We start from the raw sequence: 21686 nt of genomic DNA, 5'->3' as shown, positions 1-21686 counted from the left end.
TCAGCCGTGCCCGAACCAGTGGCGGCGCACGAAATAGATGATGATTCCCGCCGAGATCACGGTGCAGGCAGCCGTGATCGCATCGAACGCCCATGGCGCCTCGGCATAGGGCAGTCCCTTGACGTTCATGCCATATAGACCGGTGATGAAGGTCAGCGGCAGGAAGATCATCGCGGCGATCGAAATGATCAGGGCGCGACTGTCGATCTGCTCGGCGCGAAGATCGGTCAGCGCCTCGTGCATCAATGCCGCGCGTTCGCGAATGCTTTCCAGCTCTTCGGCCATGCGCGCTGCGCGGTCGGCCGCCGCACTGAGATGCAGCCGGTCGTCGTCCTGCAGCCAGTCGCACGGCAGCGCGGCCAGCTTCTCGATCGCGGCCCGCTGCGGCGCGAGGAAGCGACGATAGCCGATTGCCGCGACGCGTACCTTGGTGACGTGACGACGCAGCTCGAACACCTTGTCGGCATCGAGATCGGCCTCGCAATCGTCAAGCGTGTCGCCGAGATCGGCGACCTCGGGATCCAGGTTGCGGGTGATTGCCGATGCGAATTCGGCGATCAGGTCGCCGGGATCGCGGATCTTGCCGCCCTCGATCGTCTCGACCACATCGTCGACCGCGACCAGCGCACGCCGCGTCACGGAGATCACCCGCCCCGCCGTCGCCCAGATCCGCACGGAGGCGAGCGGCTCGGAGGTTGGGGTTTCCTCGCTCGACCGGCCGCGCAGGTTGAGAAAGGCGCCATCGCCCACGGCGTCGCAGCGCGGGCGAGTCTCGGTCGCGGTCAGCGCATCGACGATATAATCGGGTGCCTTGGCCTCTTCGACCAGCCAGGCCTGGGCATGTTCGTTGTTGGTGGTCAGATGGACCCAGATCAGGTCGGCCTCGCTTGCCAGCGCCTGCTTGATCTCGACCCGTTCGGCCTTGCCGCCCGATACGCGATAGGCAAATCCGCTCATGCCAGCTCCATATAGATTGCAAGTCCCGGACCGGGCTCAACCGGCGACATGCTGCAAAGGGTCCGTGGCGCATCAGCCCGTGCGCGGTCGAGGATCGCGATTGGCACGTCGGCGCGATGATAGACATGGTCGGCCAGGCCGATCAGGCGCGCTTCCCCGATGGTCAGGTCCTCGGGATCGGTCGAGCGAAGGCGGATCGTGACGAACCGGTCGCGTTCAGGCGAGTCCAGGTCGGCCAGCCATGCCGCCGCCATGTCGGCGGTGGCCGTCAGTGGATCCAGCGCGCCGCCGGGGGCGAGCGCCTTGCCGAGCGCGCGCCTGCGATCGTCGACCGCCGGCAGCTTTTGCCGCAGTGCAGCCCGGGCTTGATACAGCGCGTTCGCGAGTCCGCCGAGACTCGCCGGCAGGATCGTTTCCAGCCGCTGGCGCAGCGCCGCGGCGAGCCCCGCGGAAGCGCCGCCCGTTCCGATCGCAACTAGCACGGGCGCGCGGTCGACGATCGCGGGCAAGGTGAAATCGCACCAGTCCGGCCGGTCGACGGCGTTGACCAGGATGCCGCGCGCCCTGAGCCGGGCGACTGCCTCGCCGGCAAGCGCCTCGTCGGCGATCGCCACGATCGCCAGCGCGGCATCGGCATCCTCGTCGCCGATCACCGCGCCCGCGCGCTCGAGCAGGCGCCGTTTCGCGTCGGCCGCGTCGCCGTCGCCCAGCAGGATCACCGGCCGGTCCGCCAACCGCACGAAAAGCGGCAGGCCGTGCAGGCTCACGCGGTCAGCCACTCCGGCAAGCGCTCGGCGGCGATGATCGTCTCGGGCTCGATCCGGTCGGCGACCACCGCGAACCTGTCGCCATCCACCATCACCTCGGGCACCAGCGCGCGACTGTTGTACGTGCTCGCCATGGTCGCGCCGTACGCGCCGGCGGTACGGAATATCGCGAGATCGCCGGATTTCACGGCATCGATGTCGCGTGCCATCGCGAAAGTGTCGCCGCTTTCGCAAACCGGGCCGGCGATGTTGGCGATCATGCGCTCGCCGGTCGGGCGGACCGCCGCGAAATCATGCCATGCATCGTACAGCGCCGGCCGGGCCAGGTCGTTCATGGCCGCGTCGACGATCACATAGGGATTGGTCACGCCGGGCTTCACCCAGATCACTTTGGTCAGCAGCACGCCGGCATTGCCCGCGATGACCCGGCCGGGCTCGAACATCAGCATGACGTTCCAGCCCTTGGTCACCCGCGCGACCATCGCGCCATATTCGGCCGGGCTTGGCGGGTTGTCGCCGGCCTTGTACGGCACGCCCAGGCCTCCGCCGAGATCGACCCGCTCGATCGGATGGCCGGCGGCACGCAATTGGGCGACGAGCTCGCCGACACGGGTATAGGCCGCCTCAAGCGGGGCGAGATCGAACAGCTGGCTGCCGATATGAATGGCGATTCCGCGCATCGCGAGGCCGGGCAGGGCGGCAAGCCGGCCGAAGATTGCGGGGGCCTGGTCGATCGGCACGCCGAACTTGTTCTCGCTCTTGCCGGTCGAGATCTTGGCATGGGTGCCGGCATCGACATCGGGGTTCACCCGGAGCGTTGCATTGGCGCGGATTCCCATCGCCGCGGCCAGGCCGGACAGGGCTTCGCCTTCCTCTTCCAGTTCGAGGTTGAACTGGCCAAGGCCGGCATCGAGCGCCCGCAGCAACTCGACCCGGGTCTTGCCGACCCCGGAAAAGACTACGTCCTCGGCCTTCATGCCTGAGGCGAGCGCGCGGGCCAGCTCGCCGCCCGAAACGACATCGGCGCCATAGCCCTCGTCAGCCAGCACCTTGAGCACCGCCAGATTGGGGTTGGCCTTGATCGCATAGGCGAAATGGGCGCGTTCGACGCCTGCCAGCCCCTCGCGGAACACCCGCGCATGCCGGGTCAGCGTCGCGCGTGAATAGACATAGACCGGTGTACCCACCGTGCTGGCGATGCGTTCCAGGGGAACGCCCTCGGCGTGAAGAGCGCCGTCGATGATTCTGAAATGGTCCATATTCTCAATTCGGCGGCGGGAGGTCGAAATCGTCGCTGCGGCGATTCTCGGAAGTCTTGAGAAGCTCGTCGCTGCGGGAGGGGCGTGCCTGGGTGCTTGGTTTGAGCAGGTCCTGGGCAGGTGGCGGTGCCTTGGCGCCATAGGGCGCCACCGGCAGGGATTCGCCTTTTTTCGGCCTGATGTCGTTCCGTGCCCCGCAACCGGCGAGGGCCCCCGATACGGCCAATGCCATGACCATCACGATCGCGCGTTTCATGATCCGCTTTCCTTCCTCGCCGCCGCGATCGCCGCGCGCACCCGCTCAGGTGCCGTGCCGCCGAAGCTCGTCCGGCTGGCGACCGACGCATCGACGCTCAGCACATCATAGACGCGTTGGTCGATCCGCGCATCGATTGCCTGCAGGTCGCCGAGTTGAATCGCGTCGAGGGCGATCCCCAGCTCCTCGGCCAGCTTCACCGCGCGGCCGGTGATGTGATGCGCCTCGCGGAACGGAATACCCGCCTCGCGCACCAGCCAGTCGGCCAGGTCGGTCGCGGTCGAGAAACCGGCTTCGGCCAGGCCGCGCATCCGGTCGGTGCGGAAGGTCGCGCTTTCCACCATGCCGGTCATCGCCGCGATCGACAGGCCGAGCAGGTCGTGCGCCTCGAACACCGGCGGCTTGTCGTCCTGCATGTCCTTCGAATAGGCCAGCGGCAGGCCCTTCATGGTGATCATCAGCGCGGTCAGGCACCCGATGATCCGTCCGGAATGACCGCGCACCAGTTCGGCAGCGTCCGGATTGCGCTTCTGCGGCATGATCGACGATCCGGTGGACCATTGATCGGACAACGACACGAAGCCGAAGGGCTGCGACGCCCAGAGGATGAATTCTTCCGCCAGCCGCGACAGGTGAAGCGCGCATTGTGCCGCCGCCGTCAGATACTCGATCGCGAAATCGCGGTCGGACACGCCGTCCAGCGAGTTGCGCATCGGCCCGTCGAAGCCGAGCGCCGCCGCGGTCATCTCCCGGTCGATCGGGAATCCCGTGCCGGCGAGCGCCGCCGAGCCGAGCGGCGAGCGGTTCATGCGCGCGCGCGCATCGGCGAACCGGCCGCGGTCGCGCGCGATCATCTCGTGATAGGCCATCAGGTGATGGCCCAGCGTCACCGGTTGAGCGCTCTGCAGATGGGTGAAGCCGGGCATCACGCTCGCGGCATGGTCTTCAGCACGGGCGAGCAGGGCCTGCTGGAAATGCGCAAGGCCGGCATCGACCGAGTCGATCGCATCGCGCACCCAGAGCCGGAAATCGGTCGCGACCTGGTCGTTGCGCGATCGCGCGGTGTGCAGCCGGCCGGCGGCCGGGCCGATCGCCTCGGCAAGGCGTGCCTCGGTCTGCATATGGATGTCTTCGAGGACGAGATCCTCGGTAACGCCGTTCGCCTCGTAATCGGCCGCGACCAGGTCGAGCCCGGCGATGATCGCCGCGATGTCCCCGGCCGAGACGATGCCCTGGGCGCCGAGCATCGCCGCATGGGCTTTCGATCCGGCCACATCCTGGCGCCACAGCCGCTTGTCGAACGGGATCGAGGCATTTATCTCGCGCATCACCGCCGCCGGCCCTTCGGCGAAGCGGCCGCCCCACATGGCATTGGATCGGTCCGACATGTCCTTCCGCTCGACGATCGTCTCTCTCCTGGCCACCGGGCTGCTGATCGGCGGCTGCGATAGGCAAGTCTCCGCGCCGGAGCAAGCAAAGGCCTCGCCGGCCGTACCGGCAGCGACCGGCCCGAACCAGGGCGGCAAGGCCGCGGCGGGTGCAATCGGCACGCTCGATCGCAGCCATAAGGGCGAGGCAGCGCCGAAACTGGCGTTCCAAGACCCGGCGGGCAAGCCGGTGACGATCGCTGCCTTTGCCGGCAAGCCGTTGCTGCTCAATCTCTGGGCAACCTGGTGTGCGCCCTGCGTCGCTGAGATGCCGACGCTCGATGCGCTGGCAAAGGATATGAAGGTGGTGGCGGTCAGCCAGGATCTGGGTGGCGCGGAAAAGGTCGCGCCTTTCTTCGCGAAGGCCGGCCTGAAACATCTCCAGCCCTATCTCGACCCCGCCATCGGTCTTAGCGTCGCGTTGAACGCTGAACTGCCGACCAGCATTCTCTATGACTCGACCGGTCATGAGGTCTGGCGAATGACCGGGGGCATGGACTGGACGACCCCGGCTGCCCGGCGATTGCTCGCCGAGGCGCGCTGACCAGCCGGGCGTTCGCACCTCCCGTCGAGCGGGCGCAGTAGAAGCGTTCGATAGTTTCGGCTGACCCTGGGCTCTGCGCTAGCAGCGCCATTTCGGCCTTGTCCGGCCCGTTCGCCGGATAGGATCGAATCCCTGCCCTTTTTGCATCGGCCTCCCCTCGGCTGACCCGACCCGTTTCGGACTCGCTTGACGCCCGTCCGAAGCGGCCGTAGGAATGCCTCGATTTTCGATCATATATCATATCAAATCATAAATAAGATCAGATCGAGAGTTGAGAGGATAACCAGTCTGAAAGGGGGAGCGGGATGCGATTCTCGTCAAAAATCAAAATAAGCGGTTCGGTGATTGCGTTGACGGCGGCGATGGCGCTCGTTCCGGGCATCGCCTCCGCGCAGAACGCGCCAGCGGCCGGAGAGGCCAGGCCGGCACCAGCCGACGACGCGACCCTGCCCCAGGAAACCCTGACTGACGGTTCAGCGGCTGACATGAGCAAGGACATCGTCGTCACCGGCACCAGCATCAAGGGCGTGGCGCCGATCGGGTCGAACCTCGTCTCCGTCGGCCAGGCGACGATCGAGAAGGTGGCGCCGATCAACGTATCGCAGCTGGTCAACACCGTGCCGGCGATCACGACATCGGGCTCATTGGCCCAGGGCGAGAATGCCTATTCCTATTATTCGCCGCAGATCCACAGCCTTGCCGGCTCGTCGTCCAACACGACGCTGGTGATCATGGACGGCCTGCGCCTCCCGGGCGGCGGCACGCAGTTCGCCCAGACCGATCCCAACATCATTCCGGTCAGCGCGGTCGAGCGAGTCGAGGTTCTCGCTGACGGCGCGTCCTCGGTGTACGGTTCGGACGCGGTCGCGGGCGTGGTCAACTTCATCACCCGCCGTACCTATGACGGGCTCGAGGTGAATGCCCGCTACGGCTTCGCCGACGCCTATCACAACTACGATATCAACGGCATCTGGGGCACCAAGTGGGATACCGGCGGCGTGTACATCGCCGGGTCGTACAGCAAGGCCAGTACGCTCTATAACCGCGATCGCTCCTTTGCGAGCCTGGGCGATTTCCGTCCGGTCGGCGGTACCAATACCAACGCCTATACGTGCAACCCGGCGACGATCCAGGTGACCAACCGGTCCGATGGCGGTGCCGTATCCGGCGTCTATCTCTCGCCCGGCGCGACGACGACCGTGGCCAACACCGCGGTCAACGCGCCATGCAATACCTCCGTATATGGTGTTCTGGTGTCGGGCCAGTGGCGCGCCAACACCATGATGAAGGTGTATAACGAGTTCGGCGACAAATTCCGCATCACCGCGATGCTGAACTACAATATCCAGAAGACGACATCGCCGAACGGCCCGGGCACTCTTACCAATGCGACTGCCTTCGGCCCCGGTCGCGGTATCGCTTCATACACTGCGCCCAACGGTACCGTGACGGCATTTCCTCAGGTAAACCCGTTCTTCGTCGCTCCGGCCGGTTCGCCGACCGCGAACCAGGAATCGTTGAGCTGGCTCGCGCTGCGAGACGACGGCAAATATGGCTATGGCGAATCCGAAGCGGATTCGATCTACGCCACCTTCGTCGCTGAATATGATCTGAGCGACAGCTGGACCGTGAAGTTCAGCGATGCCTTCGGACGGAACCGCTCGGCGCTGAACACGATCGACGGTTTCTGCAGTTCCTGCGCGTTGCTGGCATTGAACGGCACCGCCCAGCTCAGCGGCAGCACGACGACGACCGACGTCGCCGGCCAGAACGTGATTGCGCTGAACCTGCCGCTCACCACGGCAAATGCGCTCGACGTGTGGCGGACCGGCTCGGCCAACCGCACCTCGGCGGCGGTTCTCCGCTCGCTTTATGGTGCCGACAGCCAGAACACCAATTTCAACACCTTCAACCAGATGAAACTGGATTTCCAGGGCGGCATCTTCAACCTGCCCGCCGGCGAAGTGAAGGTGGCGTTCGGCGGGGAGCATTACTGGGCCGACGAAACCCAGAAGATCAACGGCTCGAACGGCACCGGCCCCTCGGTGACCGGCGCGACCTTCCGGCAATATATGTACAAGCGCACGGTCAACTCGGCCTATGGCGAAATCGTCATTCCGGTGATCTCGCCCGACATGGGGATTCCGTTCTTCCGCCGGGTCGATCTGGATATCTCCGGGCGTTACGATCACTATAGCGACGTCGGCAGCACCACCAACCCGAAGTTCGCCGCGAACTGGGAAGTCTTCGAGGGCGTCAAGCTTCGCGGCAACTATGCGACGGCTTTCGTGGCGCCGCCGCTCGCGGTCATCGGCGATCCCAGCCAGGGCTATCTCTATGCCTCGGGCAGCGTCGGCAACCAGGGCCAGCTCGTCGTTCCCGTCGCCAACTATCCGAGCGTGGTGAACGTGCCCGGTGCGGTGGTCACCAACACCAGCACTGCCTGCACGGCGACGGCGACAACCTGCACGATCGGCCTGGCGGCGAATCCCGGCATGCGTCGCCAGCTCGGCGGCGGCTTCTCGAACATGGTGCCGCAGAAGGGCACGAGCTACTCGTTCGGCCTCGATCTGGCGCCACGCTTCATGCCGGGCTTCACGGCGGCGGTGACCTGGTTCCACAATCAGTTCATCGGCGGCGTCAGTTCGCCGAGTCCGACGGCGATCGTGAACTCGGCCGGTCTGCGCAACCTGCTCACGATCTGCCCGGGAACCCCCGGCGCGAACTCGGACGGAAGCTGCAGCCAGGCCCAGATCGATACCTTCGCCAACATCGCGAACGGGTCGACCATCTCAGGTGCGATCCCGGACAAGATCTACTTCTTCCTGGACCAGAGCTCGCGCAACGCCCTGAACCTCACGGTCGAGGGTATCGACTTCCAGGCAAGCTACCGTACGTCGATCGGCGATCTGGGCAACTTCACCGCCGGCATAGGCGGGACGTACTTCACGAAGTTCACCCAGAACTTCGGCGGCGGCACGTCGTTCAGCATCCTGAACACCTCGGGCTACAACACGACCTTCCCGTCGGTTCAGTACAAGCATCGTGCGCAGCTCGGCTGGGAGCTGGGTGGCATCTCGGCCGACCTGTTCTGGAACCACACCGGTTCGTACCGGAACTGGATCAGCACCTCGGTGATTCCGATCACGACCAACTCGATCGGCAACCCGACTGGCGGCGGCGACAAGGTCAAGGCGGACAACACCTTCGACCTTCACCTCCAGTACACGGTCAAGAGCGAGGGCATGTTCAACGGCTGGCAGGCTTATGTCGACGTGAAGAACCTCTTCGACAAGGATCCGCCTTTCTACAACGGCAACACCGCCGGCATCATCGGCGGTGCCTGGGGTTACAACGGCTTCGTCTCGAACCCGCTTGGGCGCCAGATCGCGGTGGGTCTGCGGACGAAATTCTGATCCTCCATCCGCTCGCTCCTTTCCGGGGAGCGAGCGGACCCTTTCTCTACCGGGCGGAACAAGACGGCCATGACGATCAGCAAGCGGGAACGGATGCGAGAGGGGTTTCTCCCCGGCGCCGGCCTCGCGGCCGTACGACCTCGCGCTGCGGATATTCTTTCACCTTCAGCGCGTGCCGGTCGCGGATGGAGATCGGCCGGATGACGCCGATCGAAACGACAAGACGGACGAAGAACGTCCCCGGACAAAATGGAGCGGGTCCTATGCGTGCATGTAGCTTGATGAGCGTGGCGGCGATGATGGCGGGGGCGCTGACCGCGGTGCCGGCCTTGGCGAAGACCGTGGCGCTGTCTCACTTCACGCTGATCGACGGCACCGGCCGGGCGCCGGTCAGGGACTCGGCGATGATCATCACCGACGGCAAGATCAGCTGGGTCGGCCCGGCCACGAAGCTGAAGGTACCAGCGGGCGTCGCGGTCACCGACCTGACCGGCAAGTTCGTCATGCCGGGGATCATCGACAGCCATGTCCATCTGGGGCTGGTCGACGGCATCACCCAGGACCTGAAATATTATACCCGGGAGAATGTCGAGCGGCAGCTCAGGCTCTACGCGGCTTACGGCGTCACCTCGGTCCAGGTGCTTGGCACCGACAAGGACGAGATCCACGCTATCGTCAGCGATATCCGGGCCGATCCGGCTGGTCGGGCGCGGGTGTGGACGGCCGGTCGCGGCGTCGTGTTCAAGGGGTCCTATGGCGGTGTCGCCGGGCTCGACGCCCAGGTCGCGACGCCGGCCGAGGCCAGGGCGATGGTCGATCGCGAGGCGGCCAAGGGCAGCGACTTCATAAAGCTGTGGGTCGATGACGAGTTCGGCGATATCGCCGAACGCATGCCGCCGGCGATCAGCAGCGCGGTAATCGCGGAGGCGCACAAGGACGGCAAGAAGGCCGTCGCGCACATCTTCTACTACGACAATGCCAGGGAGCTGACCCGTGAGGGCGTGAACGGTTTCGCCCACTCGGTTCGCGACCGTGCTGTCGATGTCCCGCTGCTCACCGCGATGAAGGCGAAGGGCGTGTGGCAGATCGCCGCGACGCTGAGCCGCGAGGCGAGCTTCACCTACGATCTGCTGCCCTTTGTCGACGATCCCTTCTTCTCGCGGGGCGTGACCCCGGCGGTGATCGAGGAGCTCAAGAGCCCGGCGCGGCGCCAGCGCCTCGCCGCCGGGCCACATTTCGCTCAATATCCGGGCGTCCTGAAAGTCGCGATGGAGAATTTCGGGCGCGAGGCGAAGGCCGGCATTCCCTATGGAATGGGCACCGACAGCGGCCCGACGGCACGCTTCCCTGGCTATTTCGCCCATTGGGAGCTCGAGCTGATGGTCAAGTCGGGCATCACGCCGCTCCAGGCGCTGACCGCCGCGACCAGCCGCAACGCCAGCTTCATGGGCGCGAGCGGCATCGGCACGATCGCGCCCGACAAGGCGGCCGACCTGCTGGTGCTCGACAAGGATCCGACCGCTGATATCCGCAATACCCGCGCGATCGACAGCGTCTATCTTGCCGGCGAGCAGGTGCCGACGATCTGGCAGACCTGCACCGGCCGCGCCGCCGACGCCTGCACGGGTGGCCCGAAATGAGTGACGGCGCGGAGCCAACCCTTGTCCGGCACCCCACTCTTGTCCGGCACAAAATACTGTGGCTGACGGTGCTCGCTTATCTCATCACCTATATGGACCGGGTCGTCATCTCGACCGCGGCGCCGTCGATCCAGAAGGAATTCGGCTTCCATGACGTGACGATGGGCTGGATCTTCGGCGCCTTCTCCATTTCCTATGCCCTGTTCCAGATTCCGGGCGGCTGGCTTGGCGACAAGTTCGGGCCGCGCCGCGCGCTCACCGGCGTCGTGCTCTGGTGGTCGACCTTCACCGCCGCGACCGCGCTGACCTGGTCGGCCGGATCGATGGTCGTCACCCGGTTCCTGTTCGGCATGGGCGAGGCGGGGGCCTTTCCCATCGCCACCCGCTCGCTCTCGCGCTGGATGCTCCCGGCTGAACGCGGCTGGGCGCAGGGCCTCACCCATGCCGGCGCGCGACTGGGCGGGGCGGTGACACCGGTGTTCGTCGCATTGCTGATCGTCGATTTCGGCTGGCGCATGCCCTTCATCGCCTTCGCTGCGGTCGGCATCGCCTGGGCGGTCTTCTGGTTCTGGTTCTACCGCGACAGCCCGCGCGAGCACGCGTCGGTGAACGAGGCGGAGCGCGCGATGATCGAGGAAGCGCTCGGTGAGGGCCGCGCCAGGGCAAGCGTTCCCTGGGCGAAGCTGCTCGCGCGGCCCCAGCTCTGGCTGCTGTCGGCGATGTATTTCTGCTACGCCTATTGCATCAACATCTTCCTGACGTGGTTCCCGAAATATCTCCACGATGCGCGGGGATACGACATCGCGTTGATGGGCCTGTTCGCCAGCCTGCCGCTGATGGCGGGCGTTGTGGGCGACCTCGCCGGCGGATGGTTCTCCGATCATCTGGTCAAGCGCGGCCGCGGCCTGCGGCTCGCGCGGCGCTGGGTGTCGGTGGCTGGTTTCGCGATCGCGGCCACGATGATCCCGCTCGCCACCGCGTCGGACAATCATGTGGTCAGCATCGCCTGCTTCTGCCTCGCGCTGTTCGGGCTCGAGCTGACGGTCGGTGTGTCCTGGGCGGTGACGCTCGATATCGGCGGCGCGTTCGCCGGCTCGGTCTCGGCGGTGATGAACACCATCGGCAATCTGGGCGCGTTCGTCGCCGCGACGCTGACCGGCTATATCGTCTCGGCGAGCGGCTGGGGCTCGGCGTTCGGCGTGCTGGCCGGCCTGTGCGTGGCGGCGGCCCTGCTGATGTTCACGATCGACGCGTCGCGCCCGCTCATTCCCGAACCCGCGCATGAGTGACGACGGCATGGACGGTCACGGGCGTATCGACACCTTCGGCAACAGGCTCGGGGCAGGGGCTGTAGTCCTGCTCGCAGGAGTATCGAGATGAGATATATTGCAGCACTGACAACGTTCGTCATGATGGCGGGAGCAGCCGCCACGATCTCGGGTGCACCGCCGGGGAACGCCGCGAATGGCGCCGTGATCTTCAAGAAGTGCGCCTCGTGCCACAGCGTCGACCCTTCGGGTAAGAACGGCCTTGGCCCCAATCTGCGCGGTGTGGCCGGGCGCAAGGCAGGCATGGTCGCCGGCTTCACTTATTCGCCCGCGATGAAGGCATCGGGGCTGGTCTGGAACGACCAGACTCTCGCGCGCTTCCTCGCGGCCCCTCGCCAGACGCTCCCGGGCACCCGGATGATCTTCATCGGTCTGCCTAGGCCCGAAGATCAGGCTGATGTGATCGCCTATCTCAAGCAGAACAGCGCGAAGAAATAATCCCTTGGGAATCAATCAGATGAATATCCTCTCACTCTCTCCTTCAGCAGGCATCTCATGACTATCTTCGGCACCATGCGCCTTCCCCGCTCGGTCCTGTTCGGTGTCGGCCAGCGCCGCGCCATCGGCAAGGTGACGGCCTCGCTCGGCAGGCGCGCCCTTATCTGCACCGACGCGCGCCTGGCCGCGGACCCGGCGTTCGGGACGATGCTCGCCGATCTCGAAGAGGCAGGGGTCGAGACTCATGTCTATGACCAGACCCAGCCCGACCTGCCCGTCGAATCGATCCTTGAATGCGTGGAGCAGGTTCGCGGCTTCACCGCCGATGTCGTGCTCGGCATCGGCGGCGGCAGTTGCATGGACCTGTCGAAGGTCGTTGCGGTGCTGCTCGCGCATGGCGGCGGCATCAGCGACTATTATGGGGAGTTCAAGGTTCCCGGGCCCGTCCTGCCGCTGGTCGCGGTGCCGACCACCTCGGGCACTGGTTCGGAGGTCACGCCCGTCGCCGTGGTCTCCGACAACGCGCTCGGTGCCAAGGTCGGCATCGCCAGCCCCTATCTGATCCCGATGGCGGCGATCTGCGATCCGGAACTGACGATCACCTGCCCAAAGGGCCTCACCGCCTGCTCGGGCTCGGATGCGATGACCCATGCGGTCGAGGCGTTCACCGCGCTCGCCCGCCCGATCGATGCGATGCTGACCCAGGATCATGTCTTCGTCGGCAAGAACGGCTTGTCGGATCATTTCGCCAGGCTGGCGGTGAAGAGCGTGTGGGACAGCCTCAAGGCGGGATATGACGACGGTAGCAACATGGTCGCGCGCGAGCAGCTCATGCTCGGCTCGCTGGCCGCCGGCTGCGCGTTCGGTGTGGCGGGCACGGCGGCGGCGCACGCGCTGCAATATCCGGTCGGCAATTTGACTCACACGGCGCATGGCGACGGGGTCGCGGCGCTGCTGCCCTATGTCATGCAGTTCAACCGTCCGGCGGCAGTCCCGGCCTTTGCGGAGCTTGCCCGCGTCGTCGGCCTCGGGTCACCGGACGACAATGAGGATGTGCTGTCGCAGCTCTTCATCGACGGCATTGCCGACTTGTTCGCGTCGGTCGGTATTCCCACCTCGCTCAGGCAGCTCGGCCTGGCCGAAGACATGCAGGACTATGTCGCGGAGAACGGCCTGAAGGCGCAGCGCCTGATCAAGAACAACCCCCGTCCCCTCGATCTCGACGCGATGCGCAGCATCACCGCCGCCGCCTATGCGGGCGACCGTTCGTTGCTGCTCGATCGCGTGAATCTGAACTTCCAGAAGGCAAAATGATGGAATCCCTGAACAGTTACGCCGCCCCCGCCGCCGGGGAGCATGAAGCGCCGTTCAACATCCCGACCGATTTGCTGATCGGTGATGCCTGGGTCGAGGGTCATGGCCGTGGCCGTATCGAGGTGGTCAATCCCTCGACCGGCGGCGTGCTGACCGCGATCGCCGACGGCACGGTCGAGGACGGCATCGCCTGTGTCGACGCCGCCGAGGCCGCCGCGGCCGCCTGGGCCGCCACCGCGCCCCGCGCCCGCGCGACGATCCTGATGGCGTGCTGGGAAAGGATGATGGCGAACGCTGAATGGCTCGCCCAGCTCATCAGCCTGGAAAATGGCAAGTCGCTGCCCGATGCGCGCGGCGAGGTCGGCTATGCCGCCGAATTCTTCCGCTGGTATGCGGAGGAAGCGGTGCGCATCAACGGCGAGCTGTCCGTCTCGCCGGCCGGCAACAACCGAATCCTGGTCCAGTATCAGCCGATCGGCATCTCGGTGCTAATCACGCCGTGGAACTTCCCGGCGGCGATGGCCACGCGAAAGATCGCCCCGGCGCTCGCGGCCGGCTGCACCGTCATCCTGAAGCCTGCGGCGGAAACCCCGCTGACCGCGCTCGCGGTGGCGCAGATCATGCTCGACGCCGGCGTGCCCGTCGGTGTCGTCAATGTGATCAACACCAGCGACGCGCCGGGCGTGTGCCGCGCGATGCTGCACGATCCGCGGGTGCGGAAGCTCAGCTTCACCGGCTCGACCGAGGTCGGCCGGATCCTGTTGCGCGAATGCGCCGACCAGGTGCTCAGCGCGTCGATGGAGCTAGGCGGCAACGCACCGTTTCTGGTACTCGACGATGCCGATCTCGACCCGGCGATCGAAGGCGCGATGGTCGCTAAGATGCGCAATGCGGGCGAGGCTTGCACGGCAGCGAACCGCTTCTATGTCCAGCGCGGCATCTACGAGGCGTTCACGCGGAAGCTGGTCGAGCGCATGGGGGCGCTGAAGGTCGGCCCCGGTTACGACACGGCCACCGAATGCGGCGCGATGATCAACCAGGAAGCGATCGACAAGATCGAGATGCTGGTCGAGGACGCAGAGGCGAAGGGCGCGCGTGTCCTGCTCGGCGGCAAGACCCCGCGGGGCGACGGTTTCTTCTACCCGCCGACGGTCATCGCGGACATCCATCCGGACTCGCAGATCCTGACGACCGAGGTGTTCGGCCCCGTCGCCCCGATCACGGTGTTCGACGATGTCGAGGACGCCATCCGCCTCGCCAATGCGACCGAGTTCGGCCTGGCCGCCTATGTCTTTACCGGCGATCTTAAGAAGGGTCTCGCCATCTCGGAACGGATTGAGGCGGGCATGGTCGCGCTCAACCGCGGCCTGGTGTCGGATGCGGCGGCGCCGTTCGGCGGCGTCAAGCAGAGCGGCCTCGGCCGCGAAGGCTCGCACCACGGCCTGCACGAATATACTGAGGCGAAATATATCGCTGTAAGCTGGTAGTGGCCGGCGGATCGTAGAGCGGCCGCTCCCGTAAGGGGGCGGCCGTTTTCGTTCGGCTATTCCAGATCGAACAGACCGAGCGCCTCGGTCAGTCGCCCGTCCAGATCGGCGTCTTCTTCGTCTTCGCCAGGAAATCATGCACGCCGCGACGGAAATCGTTGCTGCCATAGACGTCGGAGATGAGCTGCTGGATGTCGGGCAGCCCGTCGAAGGTCAGTCGACGGATCGTTTCCTTGGTCGCGCGCGTGGTGAGCGGCGCATTCTCCGCCGCGCGCTGCACCAGCGTATCGACCACGGCATCAAGCTCCTCGGGCTCGGCGATCTTGTAGAGGAAGCCGTTGTCGAGCAGTTCCTGCGCGGTGATCATCTCGCCAAGCAGCACCATGCGCTTGGCGATCTGCACGCCAACCGCGCCGCCGACTCGCGCCACGCTGCTGGCTGACAGGCAATTGCCGATGGTGCGGCCGATCGGCGATCCGAACGTCGCATTGGGTGTCGCCACCCGGAAATCGCAGGCTGAGGAGATGTTGATCCCGCCGCCGACCGCCCAGCCCTCGACCACCGCGATGGTGACCGCCGGTATCCTGTCGATCGATCCCATGAACAGGTCGATTTCGTTCTCATAGTCGAGCCCGTCCTGCCCGCCAGAGAAATCGGCGAAACCCGAGATGTCGGTGCCCGAGATGAAGGCCCTGCCGCCGGTGCCGCGGAAGGTGACGACGCGCACCGACGGATCATTGGCCAGCGTCACGCAGATATCGTGCAGGTCGACCCACATCCGGTGAGTCAGCGCATTGTGTGCCGGGACATTGTCGAACCGGACGCGCGCGATCGCGCCGTCGCGCTCCATGATGGTCTGGCCGCTCATTTGGCAGCCTCCGTCGAAGTCTCGGGCAACAGGCCGCGCTTGCGCAACTCGCGGCGGATCTCATCGGCATGTTCGTTGATCAGCGGTGGCGGCAGGCGCACTTCCTGCGGAGTGCCCATCATCTTGACGGGGAAGCCGAGCGACTTGAACGTTCCCTCGACAGGGTGGGCCACCTCCATCACCATGTTGCGCGCGATCGCCTGCTCGCTCGCCATCGCCTGTTCATAGTCGAGGATCGGGGCGGCGGGCACGCCGGCGCCGAGTAGCGCGTCGATCCATTCCTGGCTGGTGCGCGTCAGGAAGGTCGGGGCGAGCTCGGCGATCAGTTCGATCCGGTTCGCCACGCGCGCGGCATTGGTCGAATAATCGGGCACGTCCTGCAGTTCCTCGCGGCCGAGGATCTTGAGGAAGGTCAGCCACAGGCCCTGGTTGGCCGCGCCGATCACGAACCAGCCGTCCTTGGCCAGCACTGCCTGATAGGGGCCGGACATTCGATTGGCCGAGCCGATCGGGGTCGGCGACTTGCCGGTGCCCCATAGTTCGGTCGTCTCCCAGATCGACAGGCCCATCGCCGCCTCGAGCAGCGAGGCGTCGATATACTGGCCCTGGCCGCTCTTCTCGCGGCCGATCACCGCGCTCAGGATTGCATAGACCGAGAACAGCCCGGCGCCGAGATCGGCGACGGCGATCGAATTCTTGGCGGGCTCCATGCCGGGGAAACCGTTCGAGCTGAGCACGCCCGACATCGCCTGCGCGATCAGGTCGAATCCGGGGCGCTGCGCCCAGGGACCGGTCTGGCCGAAGCCGGAGATGCTGGCATAGATCAGCCGCGGATTGATCGCGTTGAGCGTCTCATAGCCCATGCCGAGCCGAGCCGCGACGCCGGGCCGGGCGTTCTCGACCACCACATCGGCGGTCTTGACCAGGGCATAGAGCACCTCGCGATCGGCCTCGTTCTTCAGGTCGAGCGTGATGCTGCGCTTGTTGCGGTTGAGCGCGAGGAAGCCGGGGCTGTCCTCGCCCTTCAGGCGGAAGCCCATCGAATGCCGCGTCGAATCGCCCGTCTTCGGCGGCTCGATCTTGATCACGTCGGCGCCCATGTCGCCCAGCAGCATGCAGCAGAACGGGCCTGCCATGACCTGGGTGATATCGAGCACCCGGATGCCGGAAAGCGGCAGCGTCGTCATTCAATGTCTTCCTTCATACGCGCCGCCCGCCGGCGACATTTTCAGTCAAGTGCTTGCCCGTCGGCGATATCAGGCGGCGACCGCGAGATCGGCCGATGCCGGCCGCTCGGCGACGATCAGCCGATCCGGCTTCACGAAACACCAGGCAACGGCCCCGATGATCGCCAGGGCGGCTGCGGTGCCGAAGGCAGCGATCCAGCCATATTCCTGGGCGATCCAGGGTGTCAGCGACGCGGTGATCGCGCCGCCGATCTGGCATCCCATGTTCATGAAGCCCGATACGACGCCGGTATGCGGCCCGGCGATGTCGGCGGTGACCGACCAGAACGAGCTCTGCGAGAGGTACAGCGCGCCCGCGCCGCCGGCCAGTATCACCACGGCCAGCCCGGTGCCGGTCACCTGCGATCCCGCCGCCAGGAACCCGGCGGTCAGGATGAACGCGACCACCGCCAGGCCGCTACGGCCCCAGAACAGGCCGTATTTCTTCGCGATCCGGTCATTGGCGACGCCGCCGCCCAGGCAGCAGATGGTCATCGCGATGAACGGCATCATTGAATAGAGCGCGCTCGCCTTCAGGTCGACATGGCGCGCCTCCGCGAGATAAATGAAGAACCAGCTGAAGAAGAGCCAGGCGACATAGCCGAAGCAGAAATAGCTGACGAACAGGCCCCAGACGTTCCGGTCGGTGAGGATCGTGGCCCATGGCGTGGCCGGCGCGGCGCCGGTCGAGGGCACGGGCAGGCCGGCCCGGATATGAGCGAGTTCGGCTTCGGAGACGGCGGGATGTTCTTCCGGCCGGTCGCGCGCGAGCAGGTACCAGACGGCACCGACGACGATCCCGATCAGCGCACAGGCATAGAAGGACAGGCGCCACCCGCCAAAGGCGATGATCGCGGTGATCAGCGGTGGCGTCAGGCCGGCGCCGGCGCCCACGCCCGCGAAGATCCAGCCATTGGCCTTGCCCCGCTCCTGGATCGGAATCCAGCGCGAGAGGAACTGGTTGCCGGCCGGATAGATCACCGCCTCACCGGCGCCGAGCAGGAAGCGGACGACGATGAGCTGAAGCACGGTGCTGCCGAGGGCCGGGGAAACGAGCGCGGTCGCCGCCGAGAGGATGCCCCACCAGATCACGCCATAGGTGAGGACCTTGCGCGGCCCGATCCTGACCGCCAGCCAGCCTGCGGGAACCTGGAACGCGGCATAGCCGATCAGGAACGCGCTGAAGACCCAGCCGAGGTGAATCTGGTCGATGCCATATTCCTGACGCATCTGCACGCCCGCGACCGAGATGTTGGTCCGGTCGAGAAACGCTACCGTGCTCAACAGAAAAAGCAGGAAAATCAATAAGACCCGCACTCGCGAGCGCCTCGCTATCGTCATCACGGCCTATCCCCTCGCTATACCCCGCCCTGCGGCCAATGGCCTCAGGATCATATTGTATATGATATTGCACCCTGCTAGCATCCGTCGAAACAAAGAACAACGTCTGTGCCGGACCGGTAGCGAACGGCCGTGACGTCGAGGGGAGATCCGGGTTGAGGAAGCATCTGTTGGCGTGCGCGGTCATCGGGCCGATGTTCGTTTCGGCGGCCGCGCATGGACAGTCCGCTGGTCCGGTTCAGCCCGGCGCCCGGCCGGCGAAGACGCTGGCGCAGCGCATCGGCCATACCGACCCGACCAGATACCGCCACAGCGAGGGCGTTCATGCCGGCGCCGGATCCATGGAATTCGCCCCAATCTTCGGCGCCGATGCGCTCAGCACCAACCTGATCTTCGTCCACCGCGGCGTGATCGCGCCCAGAAGCGGCATCGGCGAACATTTCCACAACAATTGCGAAGAGATGTTCGTCATCCTGGACGGGGAGGCGCAGTTCACGATCAACGGCCATACCTCGCTCATCAAGGGCCCGGCCGCAGTGCCCGATCGGATGGGTCACGCGCACGGCATCTACAACCCCACTGACAAGCCTGTGCAGTGGGTCAATATCAATGTTGGGCTGACCAAGACCTACGACGCATTCAACCTGGACGACCCGCGCACCGATGTGACGCTCGACCCGATTCCCCAATTCATCTCAGCCCGCTTCGATCCGGCGCAACTTCGGCCCGTCGCCGGCATGGATGGCGGCACCGGCACGGTGCAATATCGCCGGGCGTTCGAGCCGAGCGTCTTCTCGACGCCCTGGTCCTATGTCGATCACCTGCGCATTCCGCCGGGTGCGTCGGTCGGCACGCGGACCATGGCTGAGATGAGCGAGGTTTATCTGGTCATCTCTGGCGATGGTGAGGTCGCCATCGGTTCGGAGACGACACCCATTCACATTGGGGACGTCGTCCCCGTCGATCTGGGACAATCCCGGTCGATTCGGTCAACAGGAGCAACTCCCCTCGATATGATGGTGATCGGTGTAGCGAAGGATCTGGCGTCCAAGGCGTCGTATATGGCCGCGCAGGCCGCTCGTCCGAGGGCTGCCCGTTGAGGCTCGCTCTGCTGCTCGCGGGCGTCGCGACGATTGCCGCTTCGGCGCATGCCACCCCCGCCGGAAAGGATTGGCCGAGCTATGGCAACGATCAGGGAGCGACGCGCTATTCGCCGCTGACCCAGATCACGCCGCAGAATGTCGCCACGCTTCAGGTCGCCTGGACCTATCATATGAAGCCGTCCAATTTCGTTGTGCCGAGCTTCCCGGTAAATCCCGAGGCGCCGGCCAACATGCCGCCCCCGCCGCGGCCGCGCTTCTCCTCGTCGCAGGCCACGCCGATCGTGATGAACGGCGTGATGTATTTCCCCTCGCCCTACGGCAAGGTCGTCGCGCTTGACGCCGATACCGGCAAGGAAATCTGGTCGTACCAGATGCCTGAGCGCGACCAGGCCTCGACCCGCGGCGTCCAATATTGGCCCGGTTCGAAGCAGGCGAAGCCGGAGATCGTGTTCGGCACCCGTTCGGGTCGGCTGATCGCGCTCGATGCCGCCACCGGCGTGCCGGTGCCGGGTTTCGGCGTGAATGGCGTGGTCGACATGAAGACGCCGGAGATCATGAACGGCAACCCGAACGGCCAATACGGTATGACCGGGCCGCCAGCATTCTATGGCGACCTGATCATCACCGGATCGCGCGTGCAGGAAACGCCGTCACTCGGCGCCAGGGGGGATGTCCGCGCCTGGGATGCGCGCACCGGCAAGCTCGCCTGGACCTTCAACACCGTGCCGGGCCCGGGTGAGCCCGGCCACGAGACCTGGGAAGGGGACAGCTGGAAGAACCGGTCGGGCAACAATGTCTGGACGCAGATCGTCGTCGATGAAAAGCGCGGCATCGCCTATCTGCCGATCGCGGCGCCAAGCTTCGATCGCTGGGGCGGCGATCGCAAGGGCGACAATCTCTACGGCAACTCCATCGTCGCGGTCGACGCGACCAGCGGCAAATATCTCTGGCATTTCCAGGTCGTCCATCACGACATCTGGGACGTCGACCTGCCCGCCGCGACATTGCTCGACGTGAAGAAGGATGGCCGCACTATCCCCGCCATCGCGGTGATGAGCAAGATGGCGATCATGTTCATCCTCGACCGTGTCACCGGCAAGCCGATCTACGATGTGAAGGAAGTGCCGGTCCCGACCGACACCGATGTCCCGGGCGAGGCCCCGTCGCCGACCCAGCCGATGCCGTCGGCGCCGCCGCCGCTCACCCGGCTGTCGTTCGAGATGGCGGACATGGCGGCGATGACGCCCGACATCAAACAGCGCTGCCAGAAGGTGGTGGACGACTACAAGATCGTGCCCAGCAAGATGTTCCAGCCGCTCCGGGCGGATTCGGCGATCGCCTTCTTCCCGGGCAGTCTTGGCGGCATCGACTATGGCGGTGGGGCCTTCGATACGAAGCAGGGCCTCTACATCACCAACGTCAACTCGCTCGCCAGCCCGCAACAGCTCGCCAAACAGGCAGACGGGTCCTGGGGGCTTGCCCGCGGCTATGTCTATTTCTGGGATCGCGAGACGCGAACGCCGTGCGGCCCGCCGCCCTGGGGCGAGATGGTCGCGGTCAACGTCAACAGCGGCAAGATCGCGTGGCGCGTGCCGCTCGGCACGACCGACAGCCTGCCCGAGGGAATGCGCGACACCGGGCGGTTGAGCTCGGGCGCGCCGATCGTCACCGCGACCGGCCTCGCCTTTTTCGGCGGGACTGACGAGAACAAGATGCGCGCCTTCGATACCCGCACCGGCAAGGTCCTGTGGACCGCGACGCTGCCGGCGGCGATCTATGGCTCGGCGATCACCTATGCCGGCAAGAGCGGCCGCCAATATGTCGCGGCGGTCGATACCGGCGGATTCAACGGGGCGCCGGTGTCGAGCGATGCGGTGCTGGCGTTCGCCCTGCCGAAAAAATGAGCGTGTAACGGGAGTATCGGGTCGAGATGTCTGCACGGAAGATAGCGTTGAGCGTGATGGGCCTGGCATTCGCGGTCGTGGCGACCCGCGGGCTGGAGGCGCAGAGCGCGCCTGCCGTTTCGGCGCCCGGGGCGGCAAGCGGCGCCCCGGTGCCGCCCCCCGGCCCGGCGCTCGTCGTGATCAACGAACGCTGCAGCACCTGCCATTCGACCGCGAGCGTGTTCAACCAGCACCGCAGCGCCGACGACTGGGCCGCGACGGTGCAGCTGATGGTCGATCGCGGGGCTGATCTGACGCCCGACGATATGAACATGGTGATCGACTATCTGGCGGCCAACTTCGGCCCGGAACCGGCCAGGCCTGCCGCGAAATGAATAGCTGTGGCCGGGAATCCTGGCCGAAAGAGAACAA

19 protein-coding genes are annotated in these 21686 nt (G+C 65.7%); 10 read left to right on the top strand and 9 right to left on the bottom strand.

The window, feature by feature from the left end:
* Genes P0Y59_18110 through argH form a run of 5 tightly spaced genes read right to left on the bottom strand, consistent with a single transcriptional unit; the run spans position 1 to position 4606 of the window.
* On the bottom strand, positions 1-957 hold the full coding sequence (locus tag P0Y59_18110) for a zinc transporter ZntB (GenBank protein WEJ98837.1): 957 nt from the start codon (positions 955-957) through the stop codon (positions 1-3).
* Positions 954-1736 (bottom strand): NAD(P)-dependent oxidoreductase, encoded by a 783-nt coding sequence (locus P0Y59_18105; protein WEJ98836.1) that lies wholly within the window; start codon positions 1734-1736, stop codon positions 954-956. The genes P0Y59_18110 and P0Y59_18105 overlap by 4 nt, the downstream gene beginning before the upstream one ends.
* Entirely contained in the window at positions 1721-2983 is a 1263-nt protein-coding gene (gene lysA / locus P0Y59_18100; protein WEJ98835.1) for a diaminopimelate decarboxylase, read from the bottom strand. Before lysA ends, P0Y59_18105 begins: the two co-directional genes overlap by 16 nt.
* 4 nt (positions 2984-2987) lie before the next feature.
* Complete coding sequence (locus P0Y59_18095; protein WEJ98834.1) at positions 2988-3239, bottom strand: hypothetical protein; 252 nt, start codon at positions 3237-3239, stop codon at positions 2988-2990.
* Complete coding sequence (gene argH, locus P0Y59_18090) at positions 3236-4606, bottom strand: argininosuccinate lyase (protein WEK02619.1); 1371 nt, start codon at positions 4604-4606, stop codon at positions 3236-3238. The genes P0Y59_18095 and argH overlap by 4 nt, the downstream gene beginning before the upstream one ends.
* Positions 4607-4625: 19 nt before the next feature.
* Here argH and P0Y59_18085 point away from each other — a divergent pair, with 19 nt between their 5' ends.
* From P0Y59_18085 to P0Y59_18055, 7 genes are all read left to right on the top strand, one after another.
* Positions 4626-5210, top strand: a complete 585-nt coding sequence (locus P0Y59_18085; protein WEJ98833.1) for a TlpA disulfide reductase family protein — start codon at positions 4626-4628, stop codon at positions 5208-5210.
* Positions 5211-5551: 341 nt separating this feature from the next.
* Positions 5552-8626, top strand: a complete 3075-nt coding sequence (locus P0Y59_18080) for a TonB-dependent receptor (protein ID WEJ98832.1) — start codon at positions 5552-5554, stop codon at positions 8624-8626.
* 263 nt (positions 8627-8889) lie between these two features.
* Positions 8890-10266 carry an amidohydrolase family protein gene (locus tag P0Y59_18075; GenBank protein WEJ98831.1) on the top strand — a complete coding sequence of 459 codons (1377 nt, stop codon included), beginning with the start codon at positions 8890-8892 and terminating at the stop codon, positions 10264-10266.
* Positions 10263-11555 carry an MFS transporter gene (locus P0Y59_18070; GenBank protein ID WEJ98830.1) on the top strand — a complete coding sequence of 431 codons (1293 nt, stop codon included), beginning with the start codon at positions 10263-10265 and terminating at the stop codon, positions 11553-11555. Before P0Y59_18075 ends, P0Y59_18070 begins: the two co-directional genes overlap by 4 nt.
* Positions 11556-11642: 87 nt before the next feature.
* A complete protein-coding gene (locus P0Y59_18065; protein ID WEJ98829.1) occupies positions 11643-12032 on the top strand; it encodes a cytochrome c family protein in 390 nt (129 codons plus the stop codon).
* Positions 12033-12107: 75 nt separating this feature from the next.
* Entirely contained in the window at positions 12108-13346 is a 1239-nt protein-coding gene (locus P0Y59_18060) for an iron-containing alcohol dehydrogenase (GenBank protein ID WEJ98828.1), read from the top strand.
* Positions 13346-14833, top strand: a complete 1488-nt coding sequence (locus P0Y59_18055) for an NAD-dependent succinate-semialdehyde dehydrogenase (GenBank protein WEJ98827.1) — start codon at positions 13346-13348, stop codon at positions 14831-14833. Before P0Y59_18060 ends, P0Y59_18055 begins: the two co-directional genes overlap by 1 nt.
* An 88-nt stretch (positions 14834-14921) precedes the next feature.
* Here the strand turns inward: P0Y59_18055 and P0Y59_18050 are convergent, their stop codons facing one another.
* The 4 genes from P0Y59_18050 to P0Y59_18035 form a co-directional block, all read right to left on the bottom strand.
* On the bottom strand, positions 14922-15701 hold the full coding sequence (locus tag P0Y59_18050; GenBank protein ID WEJ98826.1) for an enoyl-CoA hydratase: 780 nt from the start codon (positions 15699-15701) through the stop codon (positions 14922-14924).
* A complete protein-coding gene (locus P0Y59_18045) occupies positions 15698-16888 on the bottom strand; it encodes a CoA transferase (protein ID WEJ98825.1) in 1191 nt (396 codons plus the stop codon). Before P0Y59_18045 ends, P0Y59_18050 begins: the two co-directional genes overlap by 4 nt.
* 69 nt (positions 16889-16957) lie before the next feature.
* Positions 16958-18211, bottom strand: coding sequence for an MFS transporter (locus tag P0Y59_18040; protein WEJ98824.1), 1254 nt, complete (start codon positions 18209-18211; stop codon positions 16958-16960).
* A gap of 134 nt (positions 18212-18345) precedes the next feature.
* Positions 18346-18777, bottom strand: coding sequence for a hypothetical protein (locus tag P0Y59_18035; GenBank protein WEJ98823.1), 432 nt, complete (start codon positions 18775-18777; stop codon positions 18346-18348).
* Between P0Y59_18035 and P0Y59_18030 the strand changes: the two genes are divergently transcribed.
* The 3 genes from P0Y59_18030 to P0Y59_18020 are packed head-to-tail and all read left to right on the top strand — an operon-like array spanning position 18730 to position 21649.
* Entirely contained in the window at positions 18730-19368 is a 639-nt protein-coding gene (locus tag P0Y59_18030; protein WEJ98822.1) for a cupin domain-containing protein, read from the top strand. The two genes, P0Y59_18035 and P0Y59_18030, sit on opposite strands and share 48 nt — an antisense overlap.
* Positions 19365-21275, top strand: a complete 1911-nt coding sequence (locus P0Y59_18025; GenBank protein ID WEJ98821.1) for a pyrroloquinoline quinone-dependent dehydrogenase — start codon at positions 19365-19367, stop codon at positions 21273-21275. The genes P0Y59_18030 and P0Y59_18025 overlap by 4 nt, the downstream gene beginning before the upstream one ends.
* A 26-nt stretch (positions 21276-21301) precedes the next feature.
* Positions 21302-21649 carry a hypothetical protein gene (locus tag P0Y59_18020; GenBank protein ID WEJ98820.1) on the top strand — a complete coding sequence of 116 codons (348 nt, stop codon included), beginning with the start codon at positions 21302-21304 and terminating at the stop codon, positions 21647-21649.
* Positions 21650-21686: the final 37 nt, after the last annotated feature.

This window comes from Candidatus Sphingomonas phytovorans (assembly GCA_029202385.1).
In the GTDB taxonomy this organism is placed as follows: domain Bacteria; phylum Pseudomonadota; class Alphaproteobacteria; order Sphingomonadales; family Sphingomonadaceae; genus Sphingomonas; species Sphingomonas phytovorans.
This window is presented reverse-complemented; position numbering and strand designations above follow the sequence as displayed.